This window comes from Nocardia panacis, from assembly GCF_003598715.1.
Taxonomy (GTDB): Bacteria; Actinomycetota; Actinomycetes; order Mycobacteriales; family Mycobacteriaceae; genus Nocardia; species Nocardia panacis.
Genome location: NZ_QZFU01000018.1, coordinates 75,895 through 99,210, shown reverse-complemented (window position 1 = coordinate 99,210; position 23,316 = coordinate 75,895). Strand labels below are relative to the sequence as shown.

Here is a 23,316-nt window from a genome sequence, read left to right as displayed (position 1 = left end):
TACGCGTTCGATCCTCGGCGCGGCAGAATATTCGACGACGAATGTTCCAGGTGAGCTGTCATTCGGCAGTTCACTCCGCCCACCACCTAGGGGCGCGAGGACATGCATCGAGATGGCAAACGCCCGAAAGGGCTCTCGGTTTCCGCGCTGGCGGCGGTAGCGAACCCGTCGTACTCGCGCATCGACACCTGGAATCTGCTCGACGACGCGTGCCGCAGGCTCGCCGAGGTCAACCGGGCCGGACTCGACACCGCCCACGAGACCGCGGTGGTACGGCGCCTGCTCGACCGCCTCGGCGCGTACGAGCGGTACTGGCTCTACCCCGGCGCGGCGCGACTGGCAGCCTTCCGCGGCTACCTCGCCGATCTGGCCACGGCGCGACTCACCGAGGAGGTGTCGCTGGCCGTGCGTCTGCTCTCCGAGTACGGCGACGGCGCGACCGCCTTCAACAACTCCGCCCCCCTGGCCGATCAGGAGCTGGTGGCCCGGACCGAGCAGCGGCAGTACTTCACCGTGGTCCTCGGCGACGATTCCCCACCCGAATCACCCGACAGCCTCGCCGAGCGTCTGCGGGCGCTGCGCGATCCGTCCGACGATGTGCGCTTCGAACTGCTCGTGGTGTCGAGCATCGAGGACGCGATCGCCGCCGTCGCATTGAACGGCGAGGTCCAGGCCGCGATCATCCGGCACGACCTACCGCTGCGCTCGCGCGACCGGGTCCCGCTGATGACCACGCTGCTCGGCGTCAATACCGGCGTCGCCGTGACAGAGCGCACCGCCAACTGGGTGGAGTGCGGCGAGTGGATCAGGGAACTGCGGCCCCATATCGACCTATACCTGCTCACCGACGAGTCGATCGCCGCCGAACCCGAGGACGAGCCGAACGTCTACGACCGCACCTTCTATCGACTCAACGATGTCACCGACCTGTACAGCACCGTGCTGGCCGGTTTCCGACTCCGGTTCGCCACACCGTTCTTCGACGCGCTGCGCGCCTACGCGGCCGCGCCGGTCGGTCAATTCCACGCGCTGCCGGTCGCGCGCGGCGCCAGCATCTTCAATTCGAAGTCGTTGCAGGACATGGGCGAGTTCTACGGCCGCAATATCTTCATGGCCGAGACGTCGTCCACCTCCGGCGGGTTGGATTCGCTGCTCGACCCACACGGCACCATCCGAACAGCCATGGACAAGGCCGCGCGGACGTGGCGGGCCAATCAGACATATTTCGTCACCAATGGGACCTCGACCGCGAACAAGATCGTCGTGCAGGCGCTGACCCGCCCCGGCGATATCGTGCTGATCGACCGCAACTGCCACAAATCCCATCACTACGGCCTGGTGCTGGCCGGGGCGTACCCGCTGTACCTGGACGCCTACCCGCTCGAGCCGTTCGCCATGTACGGAGCCGTCCCGCTGCACACCATCAAACGCGTGCTGCTGGACCTCGAGGCGGCCGGTCAACTGGATCGGGTGCGCATGCTGCTGCTCACCAACTGCACCTTTGACGGCATCGTCTACAACCCGCGACGGGTGATGGAGGAGGTGCTGGCGATCAAACCGGATATCTGCTTCCTGTGGGACGAGGCGTGGTACGCCTTCGCCACCGCGGTGCCGTGGGCGCGGCAGCGGACCGCGATGGTCGCCGCCGAACAGCTCGAGGCGATGCTGTCCTCGCCCGAATACGCCGAGGACTACCGCACCTGGCGCGCGTCGATGCAGGGAATCGACCGCGCCGAATGGCACAACCACTGGCTGCTGCCCGATCCGGAACGGGCGCGAATCCGCGTGTAGCCACGCATTCCACCCACAAATCGCTGTCCGCGCTGCGGCAGGCGTCGATGATCCATGTCCGCGACCAGGATTTCAAAGCCCTGACCAGGGAGTCTTTCGGTGAGGCGTTCCTGACCCACACCTCGACCTCGCCCAATCAACAGCTGCTGGCGTCCTTGGATCTGGCACGCCGCCAAGTCGATATCGAGGGCTTCCTGCTGGTTCGCAATGTCTACGATATGGCGCTGGTCTTCCGGCACCGGGTCCGCAAGGACCGGCTGATCGGCAAATGGTTCCGCATTCTCGACGAGGACGACTTGGTGTCCCAGGAGTTTCGCCCCTCCGCGGTCAGCTCGTACCGGGAGGTCAGGCAGGGCGGACTGGCCGAGTGGAATGAGGCGTGGCGGTCGGATCAGTTCGTGCTCGACCCGACGCGGGTCACCCTGTTCATCGGCAAGACCGGTATGAACGGATTCGAATTCCGCGAGAAAGTACTGATGGACCGGTTCGGTATCCAGATCAACAAGACCTCGATCAATAGCGTGCTACTGATCTTCACCATCGGCGTCACCTGGTCGAGCGTGCACTATCTGCTCGATGTGCTGCGCCGGATCGCCGACGATCTCGACCGCAGTCGGGACGCGGCGGGCCGGGCTGATCGGGCGCTGCACGAACGCCGAGTCCGGGAGATCACCGAGGATCTGCCCGCACTCCCCGACTTCAGCGCGTTCGACCGCGCATTCCGACCCGATGGCGACAGCTCGTTCGGCGATATGCGCGCGGCCTTCTATGCCGGGTACACCGAATCCGATCGGGAACATATCCTGCTCGGCGATGCCGGGCGACAGATCGCCAAAGGTAGGACGCTGGTATCCACCACCTTCGTCGTCCCCTACCCGCCCGGATTCCCGGTTCTGGTTCCGGGGCAGGTGATCTCGACGGAGATCCTGTATTTCCTGGCCGAGCTCGATGTGAAGGAAATTCACGGATACAACCCGGACCTCGGGCTTTCGGTATTCACCGAGGAGGCGCTTGCCCGATTGGCGGCGGATCGGCAAGGGGTCCTAGTCTCCGACCAGTCCGACCCACAGGTAGTCCCGCGCTCTGGTGACAGCGACAAGGTGTTGGCGGGCGAGTAGTTCGGCCCGGTCGCGGTCGGCTGGGTTGTTGCCTCGCGGAATTGGTTCCGCGATTCGGAAGACTGCGGCGAAGTCGAGGCCCTTCGCGCGATAAACCGTCCCTACCTCTATCGCGCTGTGCTGAGTGCCGTTGTAGTGCTCCAAAAGCAGTGCGGACAACCCGGCCGACTCGAGGACCTGCTGGTAGTGGGCGGCCTCGTGGTTGGTGTTGACCAGTACCGCGCAATTCGAGGCGGTCATCCCCGATTCGGTGATCGCGCGGACCAGTTCGGTGTCCAGATCGGCACGGGGAATGGACTTTTCGATCACCGTGCCACCGTCGAGCACCCCGTCGCTGTCACGAAGTACGAATCCGGTGCCACCGTCCAGGTCGTCCACCGTATCGGCGGCTTCGATCCGCTTCGCGTAGCGCAGAATCGCGGCGCGATTGCGGAAGTTGGTGCGCAACACTCGACCACGCCCCGCGAGCGGGATTCCCGCGTCGGACAGCTTCCAGCCGCCGGAATACACCTGCTGCTGCCCATCGCCCACCAGGAGCAACTGTGCCTCGGAGCCGCCACCCGCGATCTCGAGAACCAACCGGAGCTCTTGGAGCGTGAAATCCTGCACCTCGTCCACCACAACCATGCCGAACTTCTCGGCACCGACGAGCGGACGAATGCGCAATTCCGCGATCGCCTTGCGCACAATATCGTTGAAGTCATCGAGGTTCTTCTCGGCGAGGCGGGCCTGATACGGCAGGTAGAAGTTGTCCCAAACCAGCTTCTTGCGCGGGCCGGAGAGCCTGACCCCATCGCGACCGGGCCTACTGATCTTCTCGTAGTCATCGAACGAGTCGATGCCTCGACCCTTGATCACCCGCTTGACCTCGTCCTCCCAATAATTTCGATCGGTATCCGGGATTCGGCTCAGCTCATGGCGACCTGCGCTCCAAGCACGGGCGAACGCAGTCACGACCTGACCATCTTCCGCCAAATCGAACTTCACCCGGCGGCGGTTCAGGAACCGCATCGCCCAGGCATGCAGGCCGATGAATTCCGCGCGATCCGCGTGCCGCTCGGCGATGCGCGCGAATCCCGACTGATGATGTGCGGGCAAGGTTTTGACGAAACTCGTGAACAACAGTTTTCCGGGATTGTTCTTGGCGAACCGCGCCATTCGGTGCAGCGCCACCACGGTCTTGCCCGTGCCCGCCGGGCCGCTGAATCGAGCCGGACCGTTGAAATTTACGGAGACATAACCGAGTTGGTCCGGATCGAGGAAGGTCATCCACTCCTCGAACGGGCGCCGCAGCACCCGGGTCCGCTCGTCCTCGCGCAACTCCTCGACACCGAAAAGTCCATCCGCCGAGGTTATTTCGGCCCTGGGCGCATTCGCGGTCGATATCCACGAATACTGCTGATCTCGCGCGAGCACTGCCGCCACACAGTCCCGCGCGCGCTGCGGCGTGAGCTTCTGCTCGCCGTTCAGCAAGGTCGATCGCATCGTCGTCTCGTCCACCGCGAGATACGGATCGTGCGCTTGTGTCCGAACCGCCTTGCCCATCAGCAACATCACCTCGAGCATGTGCGGCACATACTGGCGGCGGCCGAGCAGGAGCCCACCGAAGGTCTCCTCGGCGTATCGGCGAATTCGACGCAACTGCTCGATTTCCGGGATGTCGTCGGTGAAGACGAGGGCATAGACCCCGGTTCGACCGACCGCGAAAGCCACAGGCCGACCGCGCAGCACTCCGGAGCGGTGCACCAGCAGTTGCCACCCACTCTCCATCAGCGGAACGGAAAGGAATCTGCGCTGTGGCGCGGAGAGATGCGGCAAACCCGCGAGTTGCTCCTCGGCCCACCGCCGACGACGTTCCCTACCGATATCCGACATCTCGAACCCCCGATCAATCTCCGCAACGGATTGAGCCTTGTACCAAGGTAGCCGAGGCACGGACGGCCGCGTAGGCGAATGATGTTCTGCGGCATCGCATTCGACCGGCAGGAGCACGGGCAGCCCACATACCGTCGAGTCCGCACCGCGCTCCGGTGAGCGAACCGGCACAGGGCTCGCACGCCCCACCTGTGTCATCGTGAAACTGTCGATTCCAATGAGTATTCCGAGAGAAGGACGCGGCGATGGGGGACGAGACCGAGGCCACGCGGTTGCGGACGGCGATCGGCAAGCCGATTTTCAATCCCGTGCTCAAAAGTTGGGTCGGGGCCGGGGTCACCGATTACGAGATGTATTTGCGGACGTCGGATCTGTTGGCATTGCAGACGGCGCACGAGGATCTCACCGATTCCGATGAGCTGATGTTCCAGATCGTGCATCAGGCACAGGAGATTTGGCTGAAGCTTTTGGCCCACGAACTGGTCGACGTGGTCGGAGAATTGGATTCCCATGCGCTGTGGGAGGTTTCGGCGCGGTTGGCACGGGTGGCGCGCATCGCCGATTGTCTCGCCGAGGAGCTGCGGGTGCTCGAGACCATGACGCCGGACACCTACCAGGTGATTCGGCGCAGTCTCGGCCAGGGCAGCGGGCAGGAGTCGCCCGGTTTCAATGCGGTGCTCACGGCGGCGGAATATGTGGCGGCGGCATTGGATCGGCTGCTCGAGCGCGAGGGGATCGCGCTCACCGACGTGTACGGCGCGACACCACCGCAGCATCTCAAGCGGGTCTGCGAATTGCTGGTCGATCTGGATGAGCGCTTCCAGATGTGGCTGGTCGGTCATTTCATGTTGGTGCGCAGGACTATCGGGGTCGGGCGCGGGGTCAACGCCCTCGACGGTGTGCCGACCGCGGTACTTACGGGTCGGATGACCAAACCCCTGTTCCGCAAGCTGTGGCAGTCCAGAACCGAGCTCACCGCGAGCTGGCATGCCGGGGGCGGGTACGCGCCGGGCGCCGAGCGGAGTTCGCGATGAACGACCGAATCGCCGCCCTCCGCGCGGAGTTCCCGGTGCTGCGGTCCGGTATCTATCTCAACAGCAATTCCACCGGTGCGATCCCGCGCGATGTCGAGCAGGTACTGCGCCGCTACTGGGATACGCTGCGGGACTGGCGCGACGATGCCTGGTCGGGTTGGCTCGACGAACTCGACGGCTATCTGCGCGCTCTCGCCGAATTCCTCGGCGCACCAGTGGATTCGATCGTGACCGAGGCGAATCTGACCACGCTGCTCGGCAGGCTCGCCACCTGTTTCGACTTCGACGGTCCGCGCCGCGAAGTGCTCATCACCAATCGCGAGTTCCCTACTGTCCCTTTCCTGTGGCGGGGTTTCGCCCGCTACGGCGCACAGGTGGAGATCGCCGATTTCGACACCGGGGCGGTGCTCGCGGCGCTCAGTGCGCGCACCAAGCTCGTCTGCGTCGCGCACGGCAGCTACACCACCGGTGGACTGCTGGACCTGAACCGCATAGTGGCCGCCGCCCATGCCGTGGGCGCCGAGGTGATTGTGGACGCGTTCCAAACCGTCGGAACCGTACCGCTGAATATGGGCACGCTAGGCGTCGACTACCTCCTCGGCGGCTCACACAAGTGGCTGTGCGGCGCGCACACCGCCTTCCTGTACATCCGCCCCGACCTAATACCGACCCTGCGTCCCGCCGCCACCGGTTGGTTCGCCGGTGCCGACCCGCTCACTTTCCGTCCCACCGAGGACTGGGCCGACAGCGCCAGGCGACTCGCGGGCGGCACACCTATTCCATTGACCGCCATGATCTCCAGGCTCGGGCTCGACCTGCTCGCGACCTTCGGCGCCGAGGCGATCCGGGATCACTCGCTGCGCTGCACCGATCGCGTCATCGCGCGCGCCGACGCGGCGGGTATCCCGATCCGCACACCCCGACAGCACGAATGTCGGGGCGGCATAGTCACTCTCGCCTTCCCCGGCGACCGCGTGGTCAAACAGCGGCTCGCCGACCGCGAAATGGTCTGCAGCTGGCGAGATGGCCTGCGAATCGCCCCACACATCTACAACACTCTCGATGAGGTGGATGCCTTCATGGACGCGCTCATCGCCGCGAGACAGGAACTCTCCGAATGAACCTGCCCTCCAGGGCGTTACTCAGCCTGCTCTTCCACGGCGAGAAGGCCGTCGATGCCGTTGGCACGGCGCTCGATCTCGGCATCCTCGACGCAGTCGACTCCGAACCCACCACCCTCGGCGAACTGAGCGAGCGCTTCGGCCTCGTTCCCATGCGCCTGTACAAACTTCTCGACTGCCTGGAATGCCTCGGCCTCGTCACCCGGACCGCGTCGAATACCCTGCACGACACCGAATATCGCGCCACCGACGGTGCCCGCGCCGCCGCCGTCGATGTCCTCGGACCGGACTCCATCGAACGCGATCGCGACAGCTATCCGTGGCGGACCCTGCACGGCAACCTCCCCGCCGTCCTCGCGGGCCGACACGGCATTCCCGCAAGTGATTTCGCCTGGCCCCCGCAAACCCCGGACCAGATCGCCGGATTCGAGCGAAGTATGGCCGCCGGAATCGCACCCATCGCCGAGTCGTTTCGCATGAACACCGAAACCCTCTGGCCGCCAGGGCAGTTCCGACTACTCGATATCGGCGGCGGCGACGGCACCCTGGCCGCGCACCTGCTCGACCACCACCCGGACCTACGCGTCGATATCTACAACCTGCCCGCCGTGGCGCCCCTGGTATCGGTCACCCGCGCCGCGTGCCCGCACAGCCGACGCCTCGGTTTCGTGGGCGGCGACTTCTTCGCCGACCCACTGCCCACCGGCTATGACGCCCTCGCATTCGTCCGGGTGCTGCACGATTGGCCGCTCCCCGAGGCCCGCCTACTCCTCGAAAAGGCTCACCGCGCCCTACCGCCCGGCGGTCGCCTGCTCATCTGCGAGGAATTCCGCGACCCGGAGCGCTTGGCCCGCCAGTTCTTCTGGTCCTATTTCCTGATCGGGGTGGATACCTGCACCAGCCTCCTGCGTGCCGCCACCGAATACCACCGACTCCTCACGGACCTCGGATTCCACGAAATCCGCATTCTTCCAGGCCCTTTCGACATCATTGTCGCGACAAAGCCGTAGCGGAGGCGCTACACCGCGACAAACCGGCGGGGACCGTCGGTGGTGAGGATGCGCCCGAAGGACATATTGGGGAAGTGGGCGGCGGCCAGCAGATCTTCGGTATTCGCGGCCTCGTCCGCGATGCGGTTGCGCAATGCGGACGCGGCGGCGTGATCGACATCCCAGATGACTTCCCAATCGCGCTCCTCGAATTGCACCACCGAATGGACAATATCGCCGAGCAGCAGCGCGCGGCGACCACCGGAGGACGCGATATAGATCGTGGAGCCGGGCGTATGACCGGGTGCGTGTCGGGCATCGAGTCCGGGCGCGATGGTGAAGTCGGCGTCGAAGAGTTCGAGCTGGTCGACGATGGGCGTGAGTTTGTCGACAGCGGCTTGGCTGCGCCGCGGTCCCGCGACGAAGTGATCCCAATCCGCCTGATGGACACGGTAGGTCGCACTCGGGAAGACGGGGGCGTCACGGTGCGAGGCCCAGCCGACGTGATCGAAGTGCAGGTGAGTGAAGACGACATCAGCAATCGGCTGCAACCATCGCGCGCGGCCGGAGATTCCCGCACACCGCAATGGATTCCGTCGCCGGTGGCGAACCTGTCGAAAACCCGCTGATCCGGAACGAGTCGTGCCAAGATCAAACCGGTCGGTTCTGTCCACTGATACAGAGGAGAACCAAAGATGATCCGGAAGTCTGCGTGCGTCGCGCTGACAAGCCTCGCGGCGACCGCACTCATTGGAGCCCTACCGGCGGGGACCGCGTCGGCCGACTCGAATCCGCAGCGCTGCACCGCCGCGAGCACAGCGTCGACCGAATATCGAACGTGCGCCGGGCACACGCCGCAGACAACTGCGGTCGCGGACCGATCCGCCCTAAAGCCTCCGGCACCCCCCGAGAAGGAACCCCGCCCGCCACAACCTGGACCTCCTCCACCCCCGGCGCCCGGTTTCATCTTCGACACCGAGGACTGCGTGACGGAGTTCCACATCATCACCGGAAGCGACTGCATTTTCGAGTGAATTCGAGCGCCGGACGGCTCGATGTGCCGCCGTCCGGTGGCGCGTGCGGGATCGCGCCACCACGATATGGCGCACACCACGCCCACATTCGAAGAGCCGTTTTCCATACGGATCCGAAGTCGCCCGAACACCCGGTATTTCGACGTATCCGCCTTCGTATCGATATCCGCCTAGTAGCATGGCAGGCGATCCGCATTCGGGTGCGCTTGCACATATCAGCCGAGATAGCGGCTCGCGACTCCAATCTCCGCGCACACCAATTGAACTCGCCGGATCAACTGAGAATCGAACCAAGGAACGCACGTGGCGAACATTTTTCGCAAATGTTCCTAGATTTGTTCGACGAAAAGCCACCGAATACCGCGAGCCATGCCAGAATGAGACCGTTCGGTTTCCATCCAACCAGCGAAGGGATCTACGCATGCTCACACGCAAGTCTGCCTGTGTTGTCTTGGCCGGTCTGACGGCAACCACTTTCCTCGGATTGATTCAGACGGGTGTCGCCTCCGCCAACACCAACAGTCAGGCCAGCGTTTCTACAGTTGCCTATCAGGATGACGATGATGAAGGCGACGCCACTCTCATTCAGGACGACGAGGACGAGGGCGACGCCACCCTCATCCAGGACGACGAGGACGAGGGCGACGCCACCCTCATTCAAGACGACGAAGACGAAGGCGACGCCACCCTCATCCAGGACGACGATGAAGCCGAAGTCGAAGCGACAGGCGGCGGTGCGCAAGCAGGCGCCGAATAGGAACTGATTCCAACCGCTAAACCCCAACCGTGTGCCCCGGCCGCCCGACCGGGGCACACGGTTGCGCCTATTCGCCTCCGACTCCTCGCATGCCGTCCCGCTCACCAAGGCAATAGCGCAGGCGGGCAATGCGATTGCCTATGCGGCCACTCGGCATTGCCGCGACGGCGACGCCCACCGCTCACCGAGCCCGCCGCACTCGCCCTTCATCCCAGACCGGCGTATCCCGCTCGTACACCGATCCGTCGGCGCCGAACACCAGATACCGATCGAATCCGCGCGCGAACCAGCGGTCGTGGGTCACCGCGATGACGGTGCCATCGAATTCGGCGATCGCCTCTTCCAACGCGTCGGCGGAATGCAGGTCCAGGTTGTCGGTCGGCTCGTCGAGCAGAAGCATTGTCACACCGGAGAGTTCGAGCAGCAGGATCTGTAGCCGGGCCTGCTGGCCGCCGGACAGATCGTCGTACCGCTGTTCGGCGGCACGTGCCAGACCGTACCGGTCGAGGACGCGACTCGCGGCCTCCCGCCCCATGCCATCGCGATGTTCATTGCCCAGGTGCAGGATTTCGAGCAGCGTCTTGCCCATGAGATCCGGGCGCGCGTGGGTCTGCGCGAAATAGCCGGGGCGGACCCTGGCCCCGAGGGCGGCGGATCCGGTGTGCGGGACGGGCGCGATATCCCACTCCTGGATGGGCAGATGTTCGGTCTCGGGATCACTGCCACCGCCCGCGAGCAGGCGAAGGAAATGCGACTTCCCGGATCCGTTGGCCCCCAGCACCGCAACGCGGTCGCCGTACCAGATCTCAGTGGAGAACGGACGCATCAGCCCGGTGAGTTCCAGGTCGGTACAGACGAGTGAGCGTTTGCCGGTGCGACCGCCCCGCAACCGGACCGTGACGTTCTGGCGCAGCGGAATCGCCTCGGGCGGGCCGGCCTCCTCGAATTTCGCGAGTCTGGTCTGTGCCGCGTGGTAGCGGGCGGCCATGCCGTCGTTGTATTTCGACTTCTCGCGCAATCGCAGCACCAGGGCGCGCAGTTTGACGTGGTTCTCGTCCCAGCGCCGCCGCAACTCCTCTAGTCGGGCATTGCGATCCTCGCGCGCCTGCTGATAGTTGGCGAAACCGCCGCCGTGGATCCACGCCGTCGCACCGCTGACGCCGGGTTCCAAGGTGACGATCCTGGTGGCCGCGTTCGCGATCAGCTCCCGGTCGTGGCTGATGAACAGCACCGATTTCGACGATTCGGCGATCCGGCGCTCGAGCCACTGCTTGCCGGGGACATCGAGGTAGTTGTCCGGCTCGTCCAGGAACAGCAACTCGTCCGGCCCGGCGAACAGGGCCTCCAGCACCACCCGCTTCTGCTCGCCGCCGCTGAGGGTGCGCACCGAGCGCCATTTGGCGCGATCGAAGGGTATGCCGAGCGCCGCCGTGGTGACCCCGTCCCAGAACGCCTCGACCTCGTACCCGCCGAGATCGACCCAGTCGCTCAGGGCGTGGGCGTAGGCGAGCTGGGTCGGCTCCTCGTCGCGTTCGATGAGCGCGTTCTCGGCCGCGTCCAGTGCCAGGGCGGCCTCGCGAACGGCCTTGCCCGCCACCGAGATCAGCAGATCGCGCACGGTGGACTCGTTGTCGACCTTGCCGATGAACTGCCGCATCACGCCGAGTGATCCGGATCTGGTGATGGCGCCGCCGTCGGGGGTCAGGTCACCGACGATGAGGCCGAGCAGGGTGGTCTTCCCGGTTCCGTTGGGGCCGATGAGTGCGGCTTTGACGCCCTCGCCGATCCGGAAACTCACCCCGTCGAGGAGTTGGCGTCCGTCGGGGAGGAAGTAGTCGAGGTCAGCGATATCTATGTGGGCCATGGCCCGTCAAGGCAACCGCACCACTGCCCGTCGGCACAACCGAATTTCTCCGATCCGACTATAGGACAGATGTACATGTACATTTGTCCGCGAAGGAGGTGTCGTGTCCGAGAACCGAACCCCACGCAGGCGCGATCCGGCGGGCAGACGGCGGCTGATCGTCGATACGGCCGCCGAGTTGATCATCGAGCGGGGTGGTAGGGCGTTGACCCATCGCCTGGTGGCCGAACGCGCGGGCGTCCCGCTCGGTTCCACGACACACTACTTCGCCACCCTGGACGATCTGCGCGAGGAGGCGTTGCACCGACTCGCCCAGGAGTCCGCAGGCTGGTTGGCGAGGGTCCGCATGGCGTTCACCGACCGCGCGAGCGCGCCCGCCGCCCTCGCCGCACTACTGCACGACTATCTGCGCGACACCCGAGTCGTGCACGCGGACCACGCGATCGCGACCGAGGCGCTGCTCGATCCGGAACTGCGTGCGCTGTCGCTGCGCTGGTTCGACGGCTTGGTCGAGGCGCTGACCCCACACCTCGGCCCGACACGGGCCACCGCCGTGGCCGTGTTCGTCGACGGCACGTCATGGCATGCGGCGCTGCACGACGAACCGCTGTCCGGCGACACGCTCACCGACGCACTGACCGCACTGTGCACCGGAGCACAGCCATGACCGCCACCCTGTCGTCCGCCCGCCGCTGGTCGGCCGTGGCGGTGCTGTCGGCGGGGTGATCATGTTCGTCGTCGCGGGCGCGGTCTATCTGATCACCCCGAAGGGTACGGACATCACCACCCAGCAGCACTGATTCCTAATCGACTGCCGGGACACGGGTCAGGGCCGCATCGATACGGTCCTGAGCGAGTTCGAAATCGGTCATCTCGCCGGAGAGATACAGATCGTAGGCGGCCATATCGAAGTGGCCGTGTCCGCAGAGCGCGGTGAGCAGCACCTTCTCGGTGTCGGATTCGGCGCAGCGCCGGGCCTCCTCGATGACGGCGGCCAGCGCGTGCGCGGGCTCGGGAGCCGGGACTATGCCCTCGGTGCGGGCGAATTCCACCGCCGCGGCGAAGCATTCGCGCTGCGGTTTGGCGACCGCCTCCATCAGGCCGAGGTGGTATATGTGCGACAGCAGCGGCGACATGCCGTGGTATCGCAGACCGCCCGCGTGCACCGGATCCGGAATGAAGTCGTGGCCCAGGGTGTACATCTTCAGCAGCGGGGTGAGGCCGCCGGCATCGCCGAAATCGTAGGTGTACTCACCTCGGGTGAACGTGGGGCAGGCCGCGGGTTCGACGGCGCGAATCACCGGATCGGCTCGGCCCGCGAGCTTCTCGCGCAGGAATGGCAGGAACAGCCCGGCGAAATTCGAGCCACCGCCGGTGCAGCCGACAATCAGATCGGGCGCTCGCTCCCCCGCCGCCGCGAACTGCGCCAACGCTTCCTGCCCGATGACGGTCTGGTGCAGCAGTACATGATTGAGCACGCTGCCCAGCGCGTAACGGGTATTCGGTGCCGCCCCCGCCGCCTCCACCGCCTCGCTGATCGCGATGCCGAGGCTACCCGGCGAATCCGGGTCGACGGCAAGCACATTCGCGCCCGCTGCGGTCAGCGACGACGGGCTGGGATGCACCTTCGCGCCCCAGGTGCGCATCAGCGTGGCGCGGTGCGGCTTCTGAGCGTAGGAGGCGCGCACCATCCAGACCTCGCAGTCGAGCCCGAATTGGGCGCAGGCGAAGGCCAGCGAGCTGCCCCACTGGCCCGCGCCGGTCTCCGTGGTCAGGCGTTCGGTGCCTGCGATCGAGTTGTAATAGGCCTGGGGGACAGCGGTATTCGGCTTGTGCGAACCGGCCGGGGAACCGCCCTCGTATTTGTAGTAGATCCGCGCGGGCGTGCCGAGCGCGCGTTCGAGCCTGCGCGCCCGATACAGCGGCGTCGGCCGCCACAGCCGATAGACGTCGAGCACCGCGTCGGGGATATCGATGTAGCGGTCCGCGCTCATCTCCTGAGCGATGAGCTCCGGCGGGAACAACCCGGACAGGTCCTGGGGGCCGACCGGGTTGTGTGTGGCCGGATGCAACGGCGGCGGGGGCGGTGCGGGCAGATCGGGGACGACGTTGTACCAGTGCCGCGGGATATCCGACTCGCCAAGCACGATCTTCGTACGCTCGTCCATCGTGTCTCCCAGCGTCGGGATCAGGATCCCGATACCCTACCCCGCGAGCATGCGTCCGACGTCGGTTCGCGAGCGGTCAGCGCGCCAGCAGATGTTTGGCGACAATGAATCCCGAACCGCCCGAGACGCCCGCACCGGGCCAGGTGCTCGCGCCGAGCACGTAGAGATTGGGCAGGAAGGTGCGGTGACTCGGCGCCGACCTGAGGGGTCGCAGGGCGAAGCTCTGCGCGAGATCCTGCGCGCCGCCGTAGGGATCGCCGGGGCCGCTGTTGGGGTTGAATTCGGCGAGGACGGCGGGGGTGATGACCGCGCGAGTGATGATCGATTCGGTCAGCCCCGGCAGATGACGTTCCACCACCGCGAGCACCCGGTCGGCGAAATGCTTTGTCACATCCGGATTCCAGGTGCCGTCGGTGGCGATCCGACCGCCCGCGTCGCCGCGCGGGTGGGTCGGCACATCTGTCACCTGTAGGCGGATCACGCTGGTGCCCGCGGGCGCGCGGGTGGCGTCGTGCGCGGTCGGACTGTCGATGGTCATACTCGGCCACGCGGGCAGCAGACCCGCGCGGGTCTGGGCCACGTGCAGGGACAGTCCGTCCAGGGAATCGGTGAGGAAGGGCTGACCGATCCGCGCGAAACGCTTGTCCGGCCAGGGCAGCGGCCCCTTGGTGGCCAGGTGTAGTTGAAACAGGCCGTTGCCGTAGCGGAAACGCCGCGCCTGCGTCCGAATCCGGTCGGGCACATCGGCTTCCGCGAGCAGCCACTCATAGAGCTGATCGGGATTGACCGAGGCGATCACGCCGAGCCGGGCGGCGCACGCGGTGCCGTCGGACAGTTCCACGCCGACCGCGCGCCCGTCCGCCACCCTGATCCTGGTGACGGTCGTACCGGTGCGCAACGTCCCGCCGTAGGAAGTGATCAACCGGCCGAGCGCGGCGGCGAGCTGCCCCATGCCGCCCTGCGCGATCGGCACTCCTCCCCCGGTGAAACCGAGCGCGAGGATGCTGGCCCACAGCGCGCCGCTCGCATCGTCGGGTCCCTTGCCGACGTGTACCGGCCACGAGCCGAAAAGGCTTCGCATGGCAGCGGATCCAATCTCGGCGACGGCATGCCGCGCGGTGCCGAACGCCAACGCGGTCACCGCCGACCAACCGTCGGCGTCGGAGACCAGCCGCGCGAGGGTGGCGCGGGCGGGTTCGTCCGTCAGATCCTGACCCATCAGGCTCAGCACATCATTGGTGGCAGGGCCGAGGGCCGACAGGAGCGCCGCGACCGCCGCGCCGTCGCCGGGATGCAGTCGCTCGGCTTCCTCGGCCAAGGCGACCCGATCGCGCGGCATGATCGCCGTCGTCCCGTCCTGCAACGACACACCGGACGGGATCTCGGGTTGCAGAATCACCAGCCCTTGGCCTTTCAGCTCGTCGCCGAGATCCGGCCAGGCCGGGCCGCCGACGAAAAGCGGCACCGCCGAGGAGAACGGGTCGTAGACGATTCCCGGCGCGAGTTCGGCGCTGCGCACGAATCCGCCGACCCGGTCATTGCGGTCCACGACCAGCACCTCGGATCCGGCCCGACTCAGGTAGGCGGCCGCGACCAACGCATTGTGACCGCCGCCGACGAGGATGTAATCAAAAGCCTGCACACGGAAATTCGACCATCCCGAGTATCGTGCCGTCGAGAATCGGTTCGGTCAACGGAACCGAATACGCCATGGCGAATGCGTCGCGGCGCGGTGTCAGCGATGTGCGCGTTTCGTGAACTGTCGATCCGAGCCGATTCGCCTGTACTGCAGACTGTTTCACCTCGGCGATATGCCATCGACCAGCATATTCACCGCTTTTTCCAGATCTTCCGGCGACAGGCCGCACCCCAACTGGATGTCATACATCTGGATCAGTCCGCCGAGGGCGAGCACCACCAGACGGGGATCGGTTTCGGGCGTGACCTCGCCACGGTCCTTGGCGCGCCGCACGATCTGCTCGGCGACCGCGAGGCGGCGCGCCCAATATTCCGCGCGCGCGGCGATCACCTCCGGATCATCGGCCTGCAAAACCGCACTGCGCACCAGCGCCGCGCCCAGTCGCGTGCCGACGAAGCGGGACAGGGCCAGGGCGAAGCGGGTGAGATCGGTGCGCACCGATCCGGTGTCCGGAATGGGGATCTCGACGGTGGAGTAGGCGACCAGGGCATCGGCGACCAGGCGCGGCAGGGTCTTCCAACGCCGGTAGATCGAGGTTTCGTGGACGCCGGCGGCGGCGGCCACCTCGGCGATGCGCACCTGGTCGATGCCGACGGTCTCGATTTGCCGCATGGTCGCGTCGAGCACGGCGCGGCGCAGTTCGGCGCCTCGGATCTGCTTCTGTTCGACCATCCCAGCAGTATCGCAAGTTCCCTTGCGTTGGGGTCGTCGAGCGGGTTAGGTTCGGCATCGCAAGTTGTCTTGCGATAGGAGTGAGAGATGAGTGCCGCCGCCGATATCGCCGTGTACCGGGGAATTCGCTATGCCACCGCGGATCGATTCGGCGCGCCGGTGCGCGTCGACGGTGCGCCGATATGGTCCGACGAACCGGGACCCATCGCACCGCAACTTCCTTCGCGCTTGGAGACGGTGATGGGCAAGCCGAATCAGCTGCCCCAGTCCGAGGATTGCCTCCGTTTGACGATCACCGCGCCGAAGCAGGCGACCGGACGACCGGTCCTGATCTGGATCCACGGCGGCGCGTATCTCACCGGCAGCGGCGGCTTCGACTGGTACGACGCGGGCACGCTGGTTCGTGAGACCGGGATCGTGGTGGTGTCGATCAACTATCGTCTCGGCGCGCTCGGCTATCTCCGCGCGCCGGGCCGCGCATCGGGCAATCTCGGTCTGCTGGACCAGATCACGGCCATCGAGTGGGTGCGCGACCATATCGCCGAGTTCGGCGGCGATCCGCAATCCCTCACCGTCGCGGGACAATCCGCGGGAGCGCACTCGATCTTCGCGATGCTCGGCAGTCCGCGCACCCGAGGACTGTTCCGCCGCGCCATTCTCCAGAGCGTACCGACGGGCATCGCCTTCCCCACACCCGCGCAGGCCGAGCGGGTCGGGCAGATCTTCCTCGATGTCCTCGGCACCGACCCCCATTCCGCGCCACTGTCGGAAATCCTTCGCGCCCAAGGGGAAACGGCCCGTCAGTTCGCTGAACCCGACGGACTGTCGCTGCCCTTCCTGCCGATCTCGGGCCTCGATCCCCTACCGGAGGCCGACGCCTGGCGGGCCGAGATCCGGGACCGCGCAGCCGATCTGCGGCTCGTCGTCGGGAGCACGGCACACGAGATGGCCGCCTTCCTCGGACCAGATCCCACCGCTGAACTGGCGCAGTCCCTCGGCCGCGAGATCTTCGAGGAGCCGCTGGCGGAGTTCGCCGACGACCTCGCGCGAGCGGGCGCGCACCTGCACCGCTACCGGGTCGATGCCCTGCACCCCGACAATCCGTTCGGCGCCTGCCATTGCATCGAACTTCCACTCCTGTTCGGCGACGAAAATGCTTGGGGGACCGCACCGATGCTGTCCGGTCTGCCTCTCGACACGCTGGCCGATCTCGGCGCGCCGATGCGGCGCGCGTGGGGTGAGTTCGTCACCACCGGCGTGATCGCGGATTGGGAGGGGGCGCAACCACATCGACTGCCTTGACTCGCCGGGCCGTGTCTCGGAGTTCCACGCGGGCACCGGACGGAGCTCCAAGACAGGCCCTCAAGGTGTCAGCCGGGCGTCGATGTCCTCGATCGATTCCGAGGCGCCGCGGGTGCGGACGGCAAGCCCGAGGGCGGCCGAGGCAATGGTCAACACCACCATGAGGGCGACCAGGGTGGCGAAGCCGCGGTGCAGCAGCGACGGTATGAACACCAGTGTGGCGGCCGAGGCCATGCGGGCCAGGCCGAAGCTCAGGCCGATGGCGGTGCTGCGGACACGGGTCGGGAAATTCTCCTGGCACCAGAGTTTGTAGTGGGCCTCGCCCGCCACCGTATTGCCGATGCCGTAGGCGGTGAGTGCGGCGATCAAGGTGGCGGCATGGACCGGGAGCACGAGAAGCGACAGCCACGACAGGATCTGGACGACCGCGCCCACCATGAACAACGGCCGCCGCGCCGAAGTGTCCATGGCGGGCAGCATCGCCAGGACGGTGAGCACGATCAGCGGGATCGGTATCAGCGAGGCCGCCAGCGCGCCCGAGGCACCGAGTCCGCCGATCTGTTCGAGCGCGTACAGCCCGAACGATCCATAGAAGTTCGTGCCGATCGTCAACGTCGCATAGAACAGGAGGATAACCAGGGTGCCCCGGCGCAGCGTGGGGGTGAACAGTTCGCGCGGCGTGCTGCGGGAGGGGCGCCAGCGCAGCGATTCCACCATGCGGCGGCGCAGCAGCCAGGTGAGCAGCGCCAGCACCAGCAGGTGGGCGAAGATGGCGCGGGGCAACTGGTGACCGAGCGGCGTTCCGGCCAATTCGAGCAGCACCACTACCAAAGGACCCAGCGCCCAGAGGAATTGAGTGAAAGTGACCAGCCGGCCACGCGACCCGACGGGAGCGTTCTCACCGACGAGCGCCAGCGCGGCGGGCACGTCCGCACCGATGGCCAGGCCGACTATGCTCACCCCGACGAACAGCATCGCGGGGTGTCCGGCGCAGACCAGCCACAGCAGCCCGAACCCGTAGATCATCAGATCCGCGGCGTAGACCCGCTTGCGACCGTGCCGATCGCCGATGCGCCCACCGACGATGGCGCCGATGCCGATACACACCGTGAGGGTCGCGGAGAGGAATCCCACCTGCCACGACGACATCCCGAAGGTCGAGCGCCAGTGCGTGAGCGCGGCCGATACGGCGATGATGGTGCCCGCGTCCAGATAGGAGGCCATGCCCGCGAGCGTGGCCAGCCGCCACGGGCGGACCTCGACGGTGGTGGTCACCGCCGCATCCGCCAGGCCGCGGACTGCGCGTCCAGAAGCTCGACCAGATTCCCCAGCGCCACACTGTAATCCGCGACATGCAATCCCAGATCGCCCTCTCCCGAGGTGCCGAGGACCGCTTCGACGGGACCACCGACGGCCAGCCATGACGAACTACCCTGCGCCCCCGCGGCATATCGGCACGACCCGGTCAACGCGCCGCGATAGCGGGCGAAGCCGGTTGGCAGGCCGGGCAGCCGATAGGCACGCATGATGAACGACAGCGACCCGGCGGGGGCGATATCATTGCCCCGCAGTAGATTTCGCGTCGGAAGCACAGCACTCAGCCGCTCGTTCGCGCCGCCGAGAATGGCGGCCGGATCGACGCAGGCGATACGATGCCCCGGCGCGGAACTCCAGGCGAGACTGTTCGGCCCCGGTGCGGCCGCGCTCGCGGAGTACGCGGAATAGGCGATCACACACCCCACCGGCACCGGTGCGGCCGGCGCGCAGAGCGGCAGGTGTTGGAAGGTGGCCGCTGGATCCTCACCACCACCCGCCGCACGATCATCGGGCACCCGCACCTTTCCGCCCGGCAGCACCGCCGCGACCAGTTGACGCTGGACCTCGGGATGTCCGTCGACCTCTTCGCGCAGCAACTGCTCGAGTGCGACGCTGCCCTGTGAATGCCCGAGAACGATCACCCCGCGCCGGCCGTTCGCGCCGATATTGTCGTGCGCCCAGTACTGCTCCCAGGCCCGACGCACATCATCGAATCCAGTGCCGGAATATCCCTCGGACCCGGTCAACACCTGTTGCGCCAACTGCGGCAACGTATCCTGCCGATACAGCGGTGCGAACATCCGACACCGGTCGAGCAGAGGTCCGACCTGCGCGAGCAGAACCGCCAATTCCTCGTCCCGAACCTGCGGCCGGTCCCCCACCACCGGATTCGGCACCGTATCCACCGTCGGATACGCATAGAAGCAGTCGATATCGGGGACCTTCCCGCTGGAGCCGGGGTCGACATCCCGAAGCGCACCGTCAACGACCGTGCCGATATCCAACGGCACTCGCCCCCCGTCCGGATACCGTGCCCCGGCCTCCCCCAGCGCCCCGCGCTCGTCCTGCCCGCACGGATTGTCCGACAGTCCCGGCCTGCACAGCCATTGGACAGCCGGGTCCGACGCCGGCTCGGCGCCGACGCCGGGTGCGGCAGTGCTCGAACCAGTCCCCGCAATGGCGATCATCAGGACCGCGAACGTCGCGCCGAACATTCGGATCGGGCCGATCATGCTGTGCTCCAGGTGATTTCAGAATGCGACGCGGATACGGCCCGCAGGGTGCCCGACGATGACGCCCGCTCGATCGACGAGTTCGACCGGGACGGGCGAGTCGATGCTCACATGGTCGCCGTCGATGGCGACGGTCACATCGCCGTGCGGAGTGGGGGCCGCACCCGAGGCTGCGGTGAGAATGCCGGGGCGGGGAGCGATGCGAACCACGGCGTATCCGGGTTCGGCCGGGGTGATGCCGAGGGTGTAGCGGATGAGGTCGCGGGTGGGGGTGGCCGACCAGCCATGGCAGTAGGAGCCGCCCTCCCAGCATTCACGCAATGCCGTCGGGGCATCGGCGAGCAGGCTGTTCCAATCCAGGCACAGTTCGGCTATCCGGTCGGCCGCGCCGAGCATGGCCAGCGCGTCGTGCACGACGTAGCGGAAGAACGGCTGCGCGCCGACGACGAGATGTTCGGTGTCCCAATCGGGTTCGGCGCGCGCCGAAACCGGTTGCCCCTCGCTCGGTCCGACCGCGTCGCCGCCGTGGTCGGCCAGCGGGCTGGCAGTGAACATGGCGGGGCGGTCGAGCAGCAGTCGCAGGACGAGCGGTTTGCGGCGCGCCGGAACCAGATCCGCGCACACCGCGGCGGCCGCGACATGCTCACTGACTCCCGTGCCGAGTCGGCCCGCGACAATGTTGTCGCGGTACGCACCGCGCGCCGGATCCCAGAATGCCTCGAAACCGCGCCGCAATCTGGCATGCAGCCCGACCGCCCAGCGCACTCTGCCACTGTCGCCGAGCCACCGCGCCATGTCCGCGAAGTCGCGCAATGCGCGCGCCACCAAGGCATTCAGCGCCGCGCTCGCGCCGCGCACCTGCACCGGCGACCAGTCGATCAACACCCAGCCCGGCACCTCGGCGATGAGATCATCCGGGCCGCAATAGGGTTCGAAGAAGCGCAGCACTCCCTCCACGGTCGGCAGCAGGCTTCCCACCAGTTCTTTGTCGCCGGTGTAGCGGAACAGGTTGTGCACCGAGCGAATCCAGTGCAGCGACCAGTCCGGAATAGTGGGCACCTGCGTGGTGGCGAAATCGCCCGCCACCACCATCGGTAGCAGACCATCGACGCGCGGCTGCGCCGCCAGCACCGGATTCCACCGCGCCAACCGCCAATCCCGATTGGCGATCAGATCCACCGATTGATGGACGACCCCATCCCCGGTCCAAGCGCGCTGTTCCCTCGTGGGGCAGTCGATATAGGCATCGTGCGCGGTGAGGTCGACCGTGCGCAGACCGACCCGGTAGATATTGTCGAGCCGGGCATCGCTGCAGACGAATGGCGCGACCGGCGTACGCGGGCGCAGGTGCTCGCGCAGCCGCAGCGTCACCGGGTGCACCCCCGGATCGAAAGCCAGCACCAGGTAGCGTCCGCCGACCGAATCATCGGACCGATAGGTATCGGCCCATCCGCGCGTGACGTACCTGAACACCGGCGCGCTGTCGAGCGCGGCCACCGTCGGCACCTCCACCAGCGCACCGTCGATCGTCGAACCGCCGGGCGCGTCGAAGCGCAGGTCCAACCGTCCGCTCACGATCATGGCGAAATCGGCGATGAGCAGGGTGCGCGCACCACTGTTTCCGCCGAGCGCGGCCGTCAGCACCGCACGCGGGTCGATGTCCTCCGGCGCGGTGTGCCGATCAGATGCCGGCGCGGTGTGCCGATCAGATGCCGGCGCGGTGTGCCGATCAGATGCCGGCGCGGTGCGCCGATCGGAGGCTGCTGCGGTATGCCGACCAGACACGGCGGCAATGTGCGGATCCAAGTCCGGCATGGTGCGTCGATCAGGCGCGGCCGCTATGCGCCGGCCAGACTCCGGCGCGTTGCGTGGATCAGACACGGCCGCAATGCGGTGCTCGGACTCCGAGGTCGTGCCTCGATCGAAAGCGGCCGCAGGGCGCTGATCCACTACGGCGGCTTCATGTGTTTCCCCGGTCAGCTCCGGTATGGCGCGGGGAGTCAGCACACCCCACGGCTCGGTCGGCGGCCGCGTCGACCCCTGCGGTCCGACGACCGAATGCTCGGCCAGCACCCGCGCGAATGACCACCCCGAATCATCGAATTCCACTGTCGCCCACTGCGGATCGAGCAGCCTGGCGTCGAAGGTCTCCGGCAACTGGCTGAGCAGCATGCCCGCCGGACGCCCCGGCTGCCACGCCTGCGCCCGCACACACCGCCAGGTGTCGTCGGTGCCGATCACCCGGTCGTCGAGCCGGACCTCCGCGACCAGTGAGCCGCCGCCCAGCGTCAGGCTCGGTGGCGACGGCTCCCACCACGGCACCGGATGTCCGTAGAACCGGGCGAGCACGGCCACCACATTCGTGCCGACGCGCAACGCGCCGTCGATCTCGTGCACATCGAAGGACAACTGTCGCGGTCCGTGCCGAACCGGACCGGCCCCGATCTCGATCCCATTGACGTACAGGCGATATCGCGAATCCGCTGTGATGCGCATCGAGGCACGCTCGGGCGGCCGCGCGAGTTCGAAACCGCGCCGGAACAGCACCCGCCGATCGAGTCGGTCCGGATGCAGCGAGCCGTACGGTTGCGCCGCCGTCGGCCCGCCCAGTGCGGTCTCCTCGGACCAGATCCACTGCCCTGTCCACATAGCCAAAGTTTTACCTACCACTCGGTAAAATTCAAGGGTATGGGGTAGAACTGATCTCATGAAGCCGCCGACCGCACCCCGGCGAAGCGGCCGCCGGGAACGCCCGGACGGTCGTTCCCGCCGCGAAGAACTGATCAAGGCGGCCGCCGCCCTCTTCGCCGCGCACGGCTACCGCGACACCAGCCTCGCCGATATCGCGGCCAGGGTCGGGGTCACCCAGCAGGCGCTGCTGTACTACTTCGGCAGCAAGGCGGGGTTGCTGCACGCCGTCATCGATGCCCGCGACGGCGAAAGCGTCCGCTTCGCAACGGAACTCGCGACACTCGGCGGGGTGCGCGCACTGGACCGGATACCGGAGTTCGCCGAGCGCAATATCGCCGATCCGGATCTGGCCCGACTGTTCGCGGTGCTGGTCGCGGAGAATCTGACGCCCGGCGACCTGGCCCACGACCATTTCGTGCAGCGCTACCGCAACCTGCGCGGGATCATCGCCTCGATGATCGAGGCGGGCCTGCGCTCGGGCGAGTTCCGCGCCGCGGTCTCCCCCGAACTGAAGGCGGTCGAGATCGTCGCCTTCATCGAGGGCGTCAACGCCCAGTGGCTACTGGACCCCGACGCCATCGATCTCGCGGCGGTCACCACCGCCTTCACCCGCGACCTGATTAAAACACTCACGGCCGCACCGTAATTCGCC

The 23,316-nt window shown here is 66.6% G+C and carries 16 protein-coding genes and 1 pseudogene; 8 read left to right on the top strand and 9 right to left on the bottom strand.

Going from position 1 to position 23,316, the window contains the following annotated elements; genetic code table 11:
- Positions 1-102: 102 nt before the first annotated feature.
- Positions 103-2,909: pseudogene (locus D5S18_RS14480) on the top strand (aminotransferase class I/II-fold pyridoxal phosphate-dependent enzyme).
- On the opposite strand, the gene D5S18_RS14475 reads toward D5S18_RS14480, so the two are convergent.
- Positions 2,835-4,784 carry a UvrD-helicase domain-containing protein gene (locus tag D5S18_RS14475; RefSeq protein WP_120041196.1) on the bottom strand — a complete coding sequence of 650 codons (1,950 nt, stop codon included), beginning with the start codon at positions 4,782-4,784 and terminating at the stop codon, positions 2,835-2,837. The pseudogene D5S18_RS14480 and the gene D5S18_RS14475 overlap by 75 nt on opposite strands.
- Before the next feature lie 245 nt (positions 4,785-5,029).
- Here D5S18_RS14475 and D5S18_RS14470 point away from each other — a divergent pair, with 245 nt between their 5' ends.
- The 3 genes from D5S18_RS14470 to D5S18_RS14460 are packed head-to-tail and all read left to right on the top strand — an operon-like array spanning position 5,030 to position 7,949.
- Positions 5,030-5,818: a tryptophan 2,3-dioxygenase family protein gene (locus tag D5S18_RS14470; RefSeq protein WP_120041194.1), complete on the top strand. Its 789-nt coding sequence runs from the start codon at positions 5,030-5,032 to the stop codon at positions 5,816-5,818.
- On the top strand, positions 5,815-6,939 hold the full coding sequence (locus D5S18_RS14465; RefSeq protein WP_120041192.1) for an aminotransferase class V-fold PLP-dependent enzyme: 1,125 nt from the start codon (positions 5,815-5,817) through the stop codon (positions 6,937-6,939). The genes D5S18_RS14470 and D5S18_RS14465 overlap by 4 nt, the downstream gene beginning before the upstream one ends.
- Positions 6,936-7,949 carry a methyltransferase gene (locus D5S18_RS14460; RefSeq protein WP_120041190.1) on the top strand — a complete coding sequence of 338 codons (1,014 nt, stop codon included), beginning with the start codon at positions 6,936-6,938 and terminating at the stop codon, positions 7,947-7,949. Before D5S18_RS14465 ends, D5S18_RS14460 begins: the two co-directional genes overlap by 4 nt.
- Before the next feature lie 8 nt (positions 7,950-7,957).
- Here the strand turns inward: D5S18_RS14460 and D5S18_RS14455 are convergent, their stop codons facing one another.
- Complete coding sequence (locus D5S18_RS14455) at positions 7,958-8,479, bottom strand: MBL fold metallo-hydrolase (protein WP_203236741.1); 522 nt, start codon at positions 8,477-8,479, stop codon at positions 7,958-7,960.
- Between the two features lie 904 nt (positions 8,480-9,383).
- On the opposite strand from D5S18_RS14455, the gene D5S18_RS14450 reads away from it, so the two are divergent.
- Positions 9,384-9,719 (top strand): hypothetical protein, encoded by a 336-nt coding sequence (locus tag D5S18_RS14450; RefSeq protein WP_120041186.1) that lies wholly within the window; start codon positions 9,384-9,386, stop codon positions 9,717-9,719.
- Between the two features lie 181 nt (positions 9,720-9,900).
- Here the strand turns inward: D5S18_RS14450 and D5S18_RS14445 are convergent, their stop codons facing one another.
- Positions 9,901-11,583 carry an ABC-F family ATP-binding cassette domain-containing protein gene (locus D5S18_RS14445; RefSeq protein ID WP_120041184.1) on the bottom strand — a complete coding sequence of 561 codons (1,683 nt, stop codon included), beginning with the start codon at positions 11,581-11,583 and terminating at the stop codon, positions 9,901-9,903.
- Between the two features lie 103 nt (positions 11,584-11,686).
- On the opposite strand from D5S18_RS14445, the gene D5S18_RS14440 reads away from it, so the two are divergent.
- A complete protein-coding gene (locus D5S18_RS14440) occupies positions 11,687-12,250 on the top strand; it encodes a TetR/AcrR family transcriptional regulator (protein ID WP_120041182.1) in 564 nt (187 codons plus the stop codon).
- 136 nt (positions 12,251-12,386) lie between these two features.
- On the opposite strand, the gene D5S18_RS14435 is transcribed toward D5S18_RS14440, so the two are convergent.
- The 3 genes from D5S18_RS14435 to D5S18_RS14425 all read right to left on the bottom strand — a co-directional run bounded on the left by D5S18_RS14435 (position 12,387) and on the right by D5S18_RS14425 (position 16,122).
- Complete coding sequence (locus tag D5S18_RS14435) at positions 12,387-13,751, bottom strand: TrpB-like pyridoxal phosphate-dependent enzyme (RefSeq protein ID WP_120041179.1); 1,365 nt, start codon at positions 13,749-13,751, stop codon at positions 12,387-12,389.
- 76 nt (positions 13,752-13,827) lie between these two features.
- Positions 13,828-15,393 (bottom strand): phytoene desaturase family protein, encoded by a 1,566-nt coding sequence (locus tag D5S18_RS14430; RefSeq protein ID WP_120041177.1) that lies wholly within the window; start codon positions 15,391-15,393, stop codon positions 13,828-13,830.
- Between the two features lie 156 nt (positions 15,394-15,549).
- On the bottom strand, positions 15,550-16,122 hold the full coding sequence (locus D5S18_RS14425) for a TetR/AcrR family transcriptional regulator (protein WP_120041175.1): 573 nt from the start codon (positions 16,120-16,122) through the stop codon (positions 15,550-15,552).
- Between the two features lie 87 nt (positions 16,123-16,209).
- Here D5S18_RS14425 and D5S18_RS14420 point away from each other — a divergent pair, with 87 nt between their 5' ends.
- Positions 16,210-17,424 (top strand): carboxylesterase family protein, encoded by a 1,215-nt coding sequence (locus D5S18_RS14420; RefSeq protein ID WP_120041173.1) that lies wholly within the window; start codon positions 16,210-16,212, stop codon positions 17,422-17,424.
- 60 nt (positions 17,425-17,484) lie between these two features.
- Here D5S18_RS14420 and D5S18_RS14415 read toward each other — a convergent pair whose 3' ends face one another.
- The 3 genes from D5S18_RS14415 to D5S18_RS14405 are packed head-to-tail and all read right to left on the bottom strand — an operon-like array spanning position 17,485 to position 22,622.
- Positions 17,485-18,699: an MFS transporter gene (locus D5S18_RS14415; protein WP_158607871.1), complete on the bottom strand. Its 1,215-nt coding sequence runs from the start codon at positions 18,697-18,699 to the stop codon at positions 17,485-17,487.
- Complete coding sequence (locus D5S18_RS14410) at positions 18,696-19,973, bottom strand: DUF3089 domain-containing protein (protein ID WP_120041169.1); 1,278 nt, start codon at positions 19,971-19,973, stop codon at positions 18,696-18,698. Before D5S18_RS14410 ends, D5S18_RS14415 begins: the two co-directional genes overlap by 4 nt.
- Positions 19,974-19,991: 18 nt before the next feature.
- Complete coding sequence (locus D5S18_RS14405; RefSeq protein WP_158607870.1) at positions 19,992-22,622, bottom strand: alpha-L-rhamnosidase-related protein; 2,631 nt, start codon at positions 22,620-22,622, stop codon at positions 19,992-19,994.
- Between the two features lie 58 nt (positions 22,623-22,680).
- Between D5S18_RS14405 and D5S18_RS14400 the strand changes: the two genes are divergently transcribed.
- Positions 22,681-23,310, top strand: coding sequence for a TetR/AcrR family transcriptional regulator (locus D5S18_RS14400; protein WP_120041165.1), 630 nt, complete (start codon positions 22,681-22,683; stop codon positions 23,308-23,310).
- The last annotated feature ends 6 nt before the right edge of the window (positions 23,311-23,316 follow it).

What these genes read in the sequence shown, in the direction of transcription:
- D5S18_RS14475 (WP_120041196.1), bottom strand. Translation starts at nt 4,784, where the DNA reads ATGTCGGATATCGGTAGGGAACGTCGTCGGCGGTGGGCCGAGGAGCAA.
- D5S18_RS14470 (WP_120041194.1), top strand. Translation starts at nt 5,030, where the DNA reads ATGGGGGACGAGACCGAGGCCACGCGGTTGCGGACGGCGATCGGCAAG.
- D5S18_RS14465 (WP_120041192.1), top strand. Translation starts at nt 5,815, where the DNA reads ATGAACGACCGAATCGCCGCCCTCCGCGCGGAGTTCCCGGTGCTGCGG.
- D5S18_RS14460 (WP_120041190.1), top strand. Translation starts at nt 6,936, where the DNA reads ATGAACCTGCCCTCCAGGGCGTTACTCAGCCTGCTCTTCCACGGCGAG.
- D5S18_RS14450 (WP_120041186.1), top strand. Translation starts at nt 9,384, where the DNA reads ATGCTCACACGCAAGTCTGCCTGTGTTGTCTTGGCCGGTCTGACGGCA.
- D5S18_RS14445 (WP_120041184.1), bottom strand. Translation starts at nt 11,583, where the DNA reads ATGGCCCACATAGATATCGCTGACCTCGACTACTTCCTCCCCGACGGA.
- D5S18_RS14435 (WP_120041179.1), bottom strand. Translation starts at nt 13,751, where the DNA reads ATGGACGAGCGTACGAAGATCGTGCTTGGCGAGTCGGATATCCCGCGG.
- D5S18_RS14425 (WP_120041175.1), bottom strand. Translation starts at nt 16,122, where the DNA reads ATGGTCGAACAGAAGCAGATCCGAGGCGCCGAACTGCGCCGCGCCGTG.
- D5S18_RS14420 (WP_120041173.1), top strand. Translation starts at nt 16,210, where the DNA reads ATGAGTGCCGCCGCCGATATCGCCGTGTACCGGGGAATTCGCTATGCC.
- D5S18_RS14410 (WP_120041169.1), bottom strand. Translation starts at nt 19,973, where the DNA reads ATGATCGGCCCGATCCGAATGTTCGGCGCGACGTTCGCGGTCCTGATG.
- D5S18_RS14405 (WP_158607870.1), bottom strand. Translation starts at nt 22,622, where the DNA reads ATGTGGACAGGGCAGTGGATCTGGTCCGAGGAGACCGCACTGGGCGGG.
- D5S18_RS14400 (WP_120041165.1), top strand. Translation starts at nt 22,681, where the DNA reads ATGAAGCCGCCGACCGCACCCCGGCGAAGCGGCCGCCGGGAACGCCCG.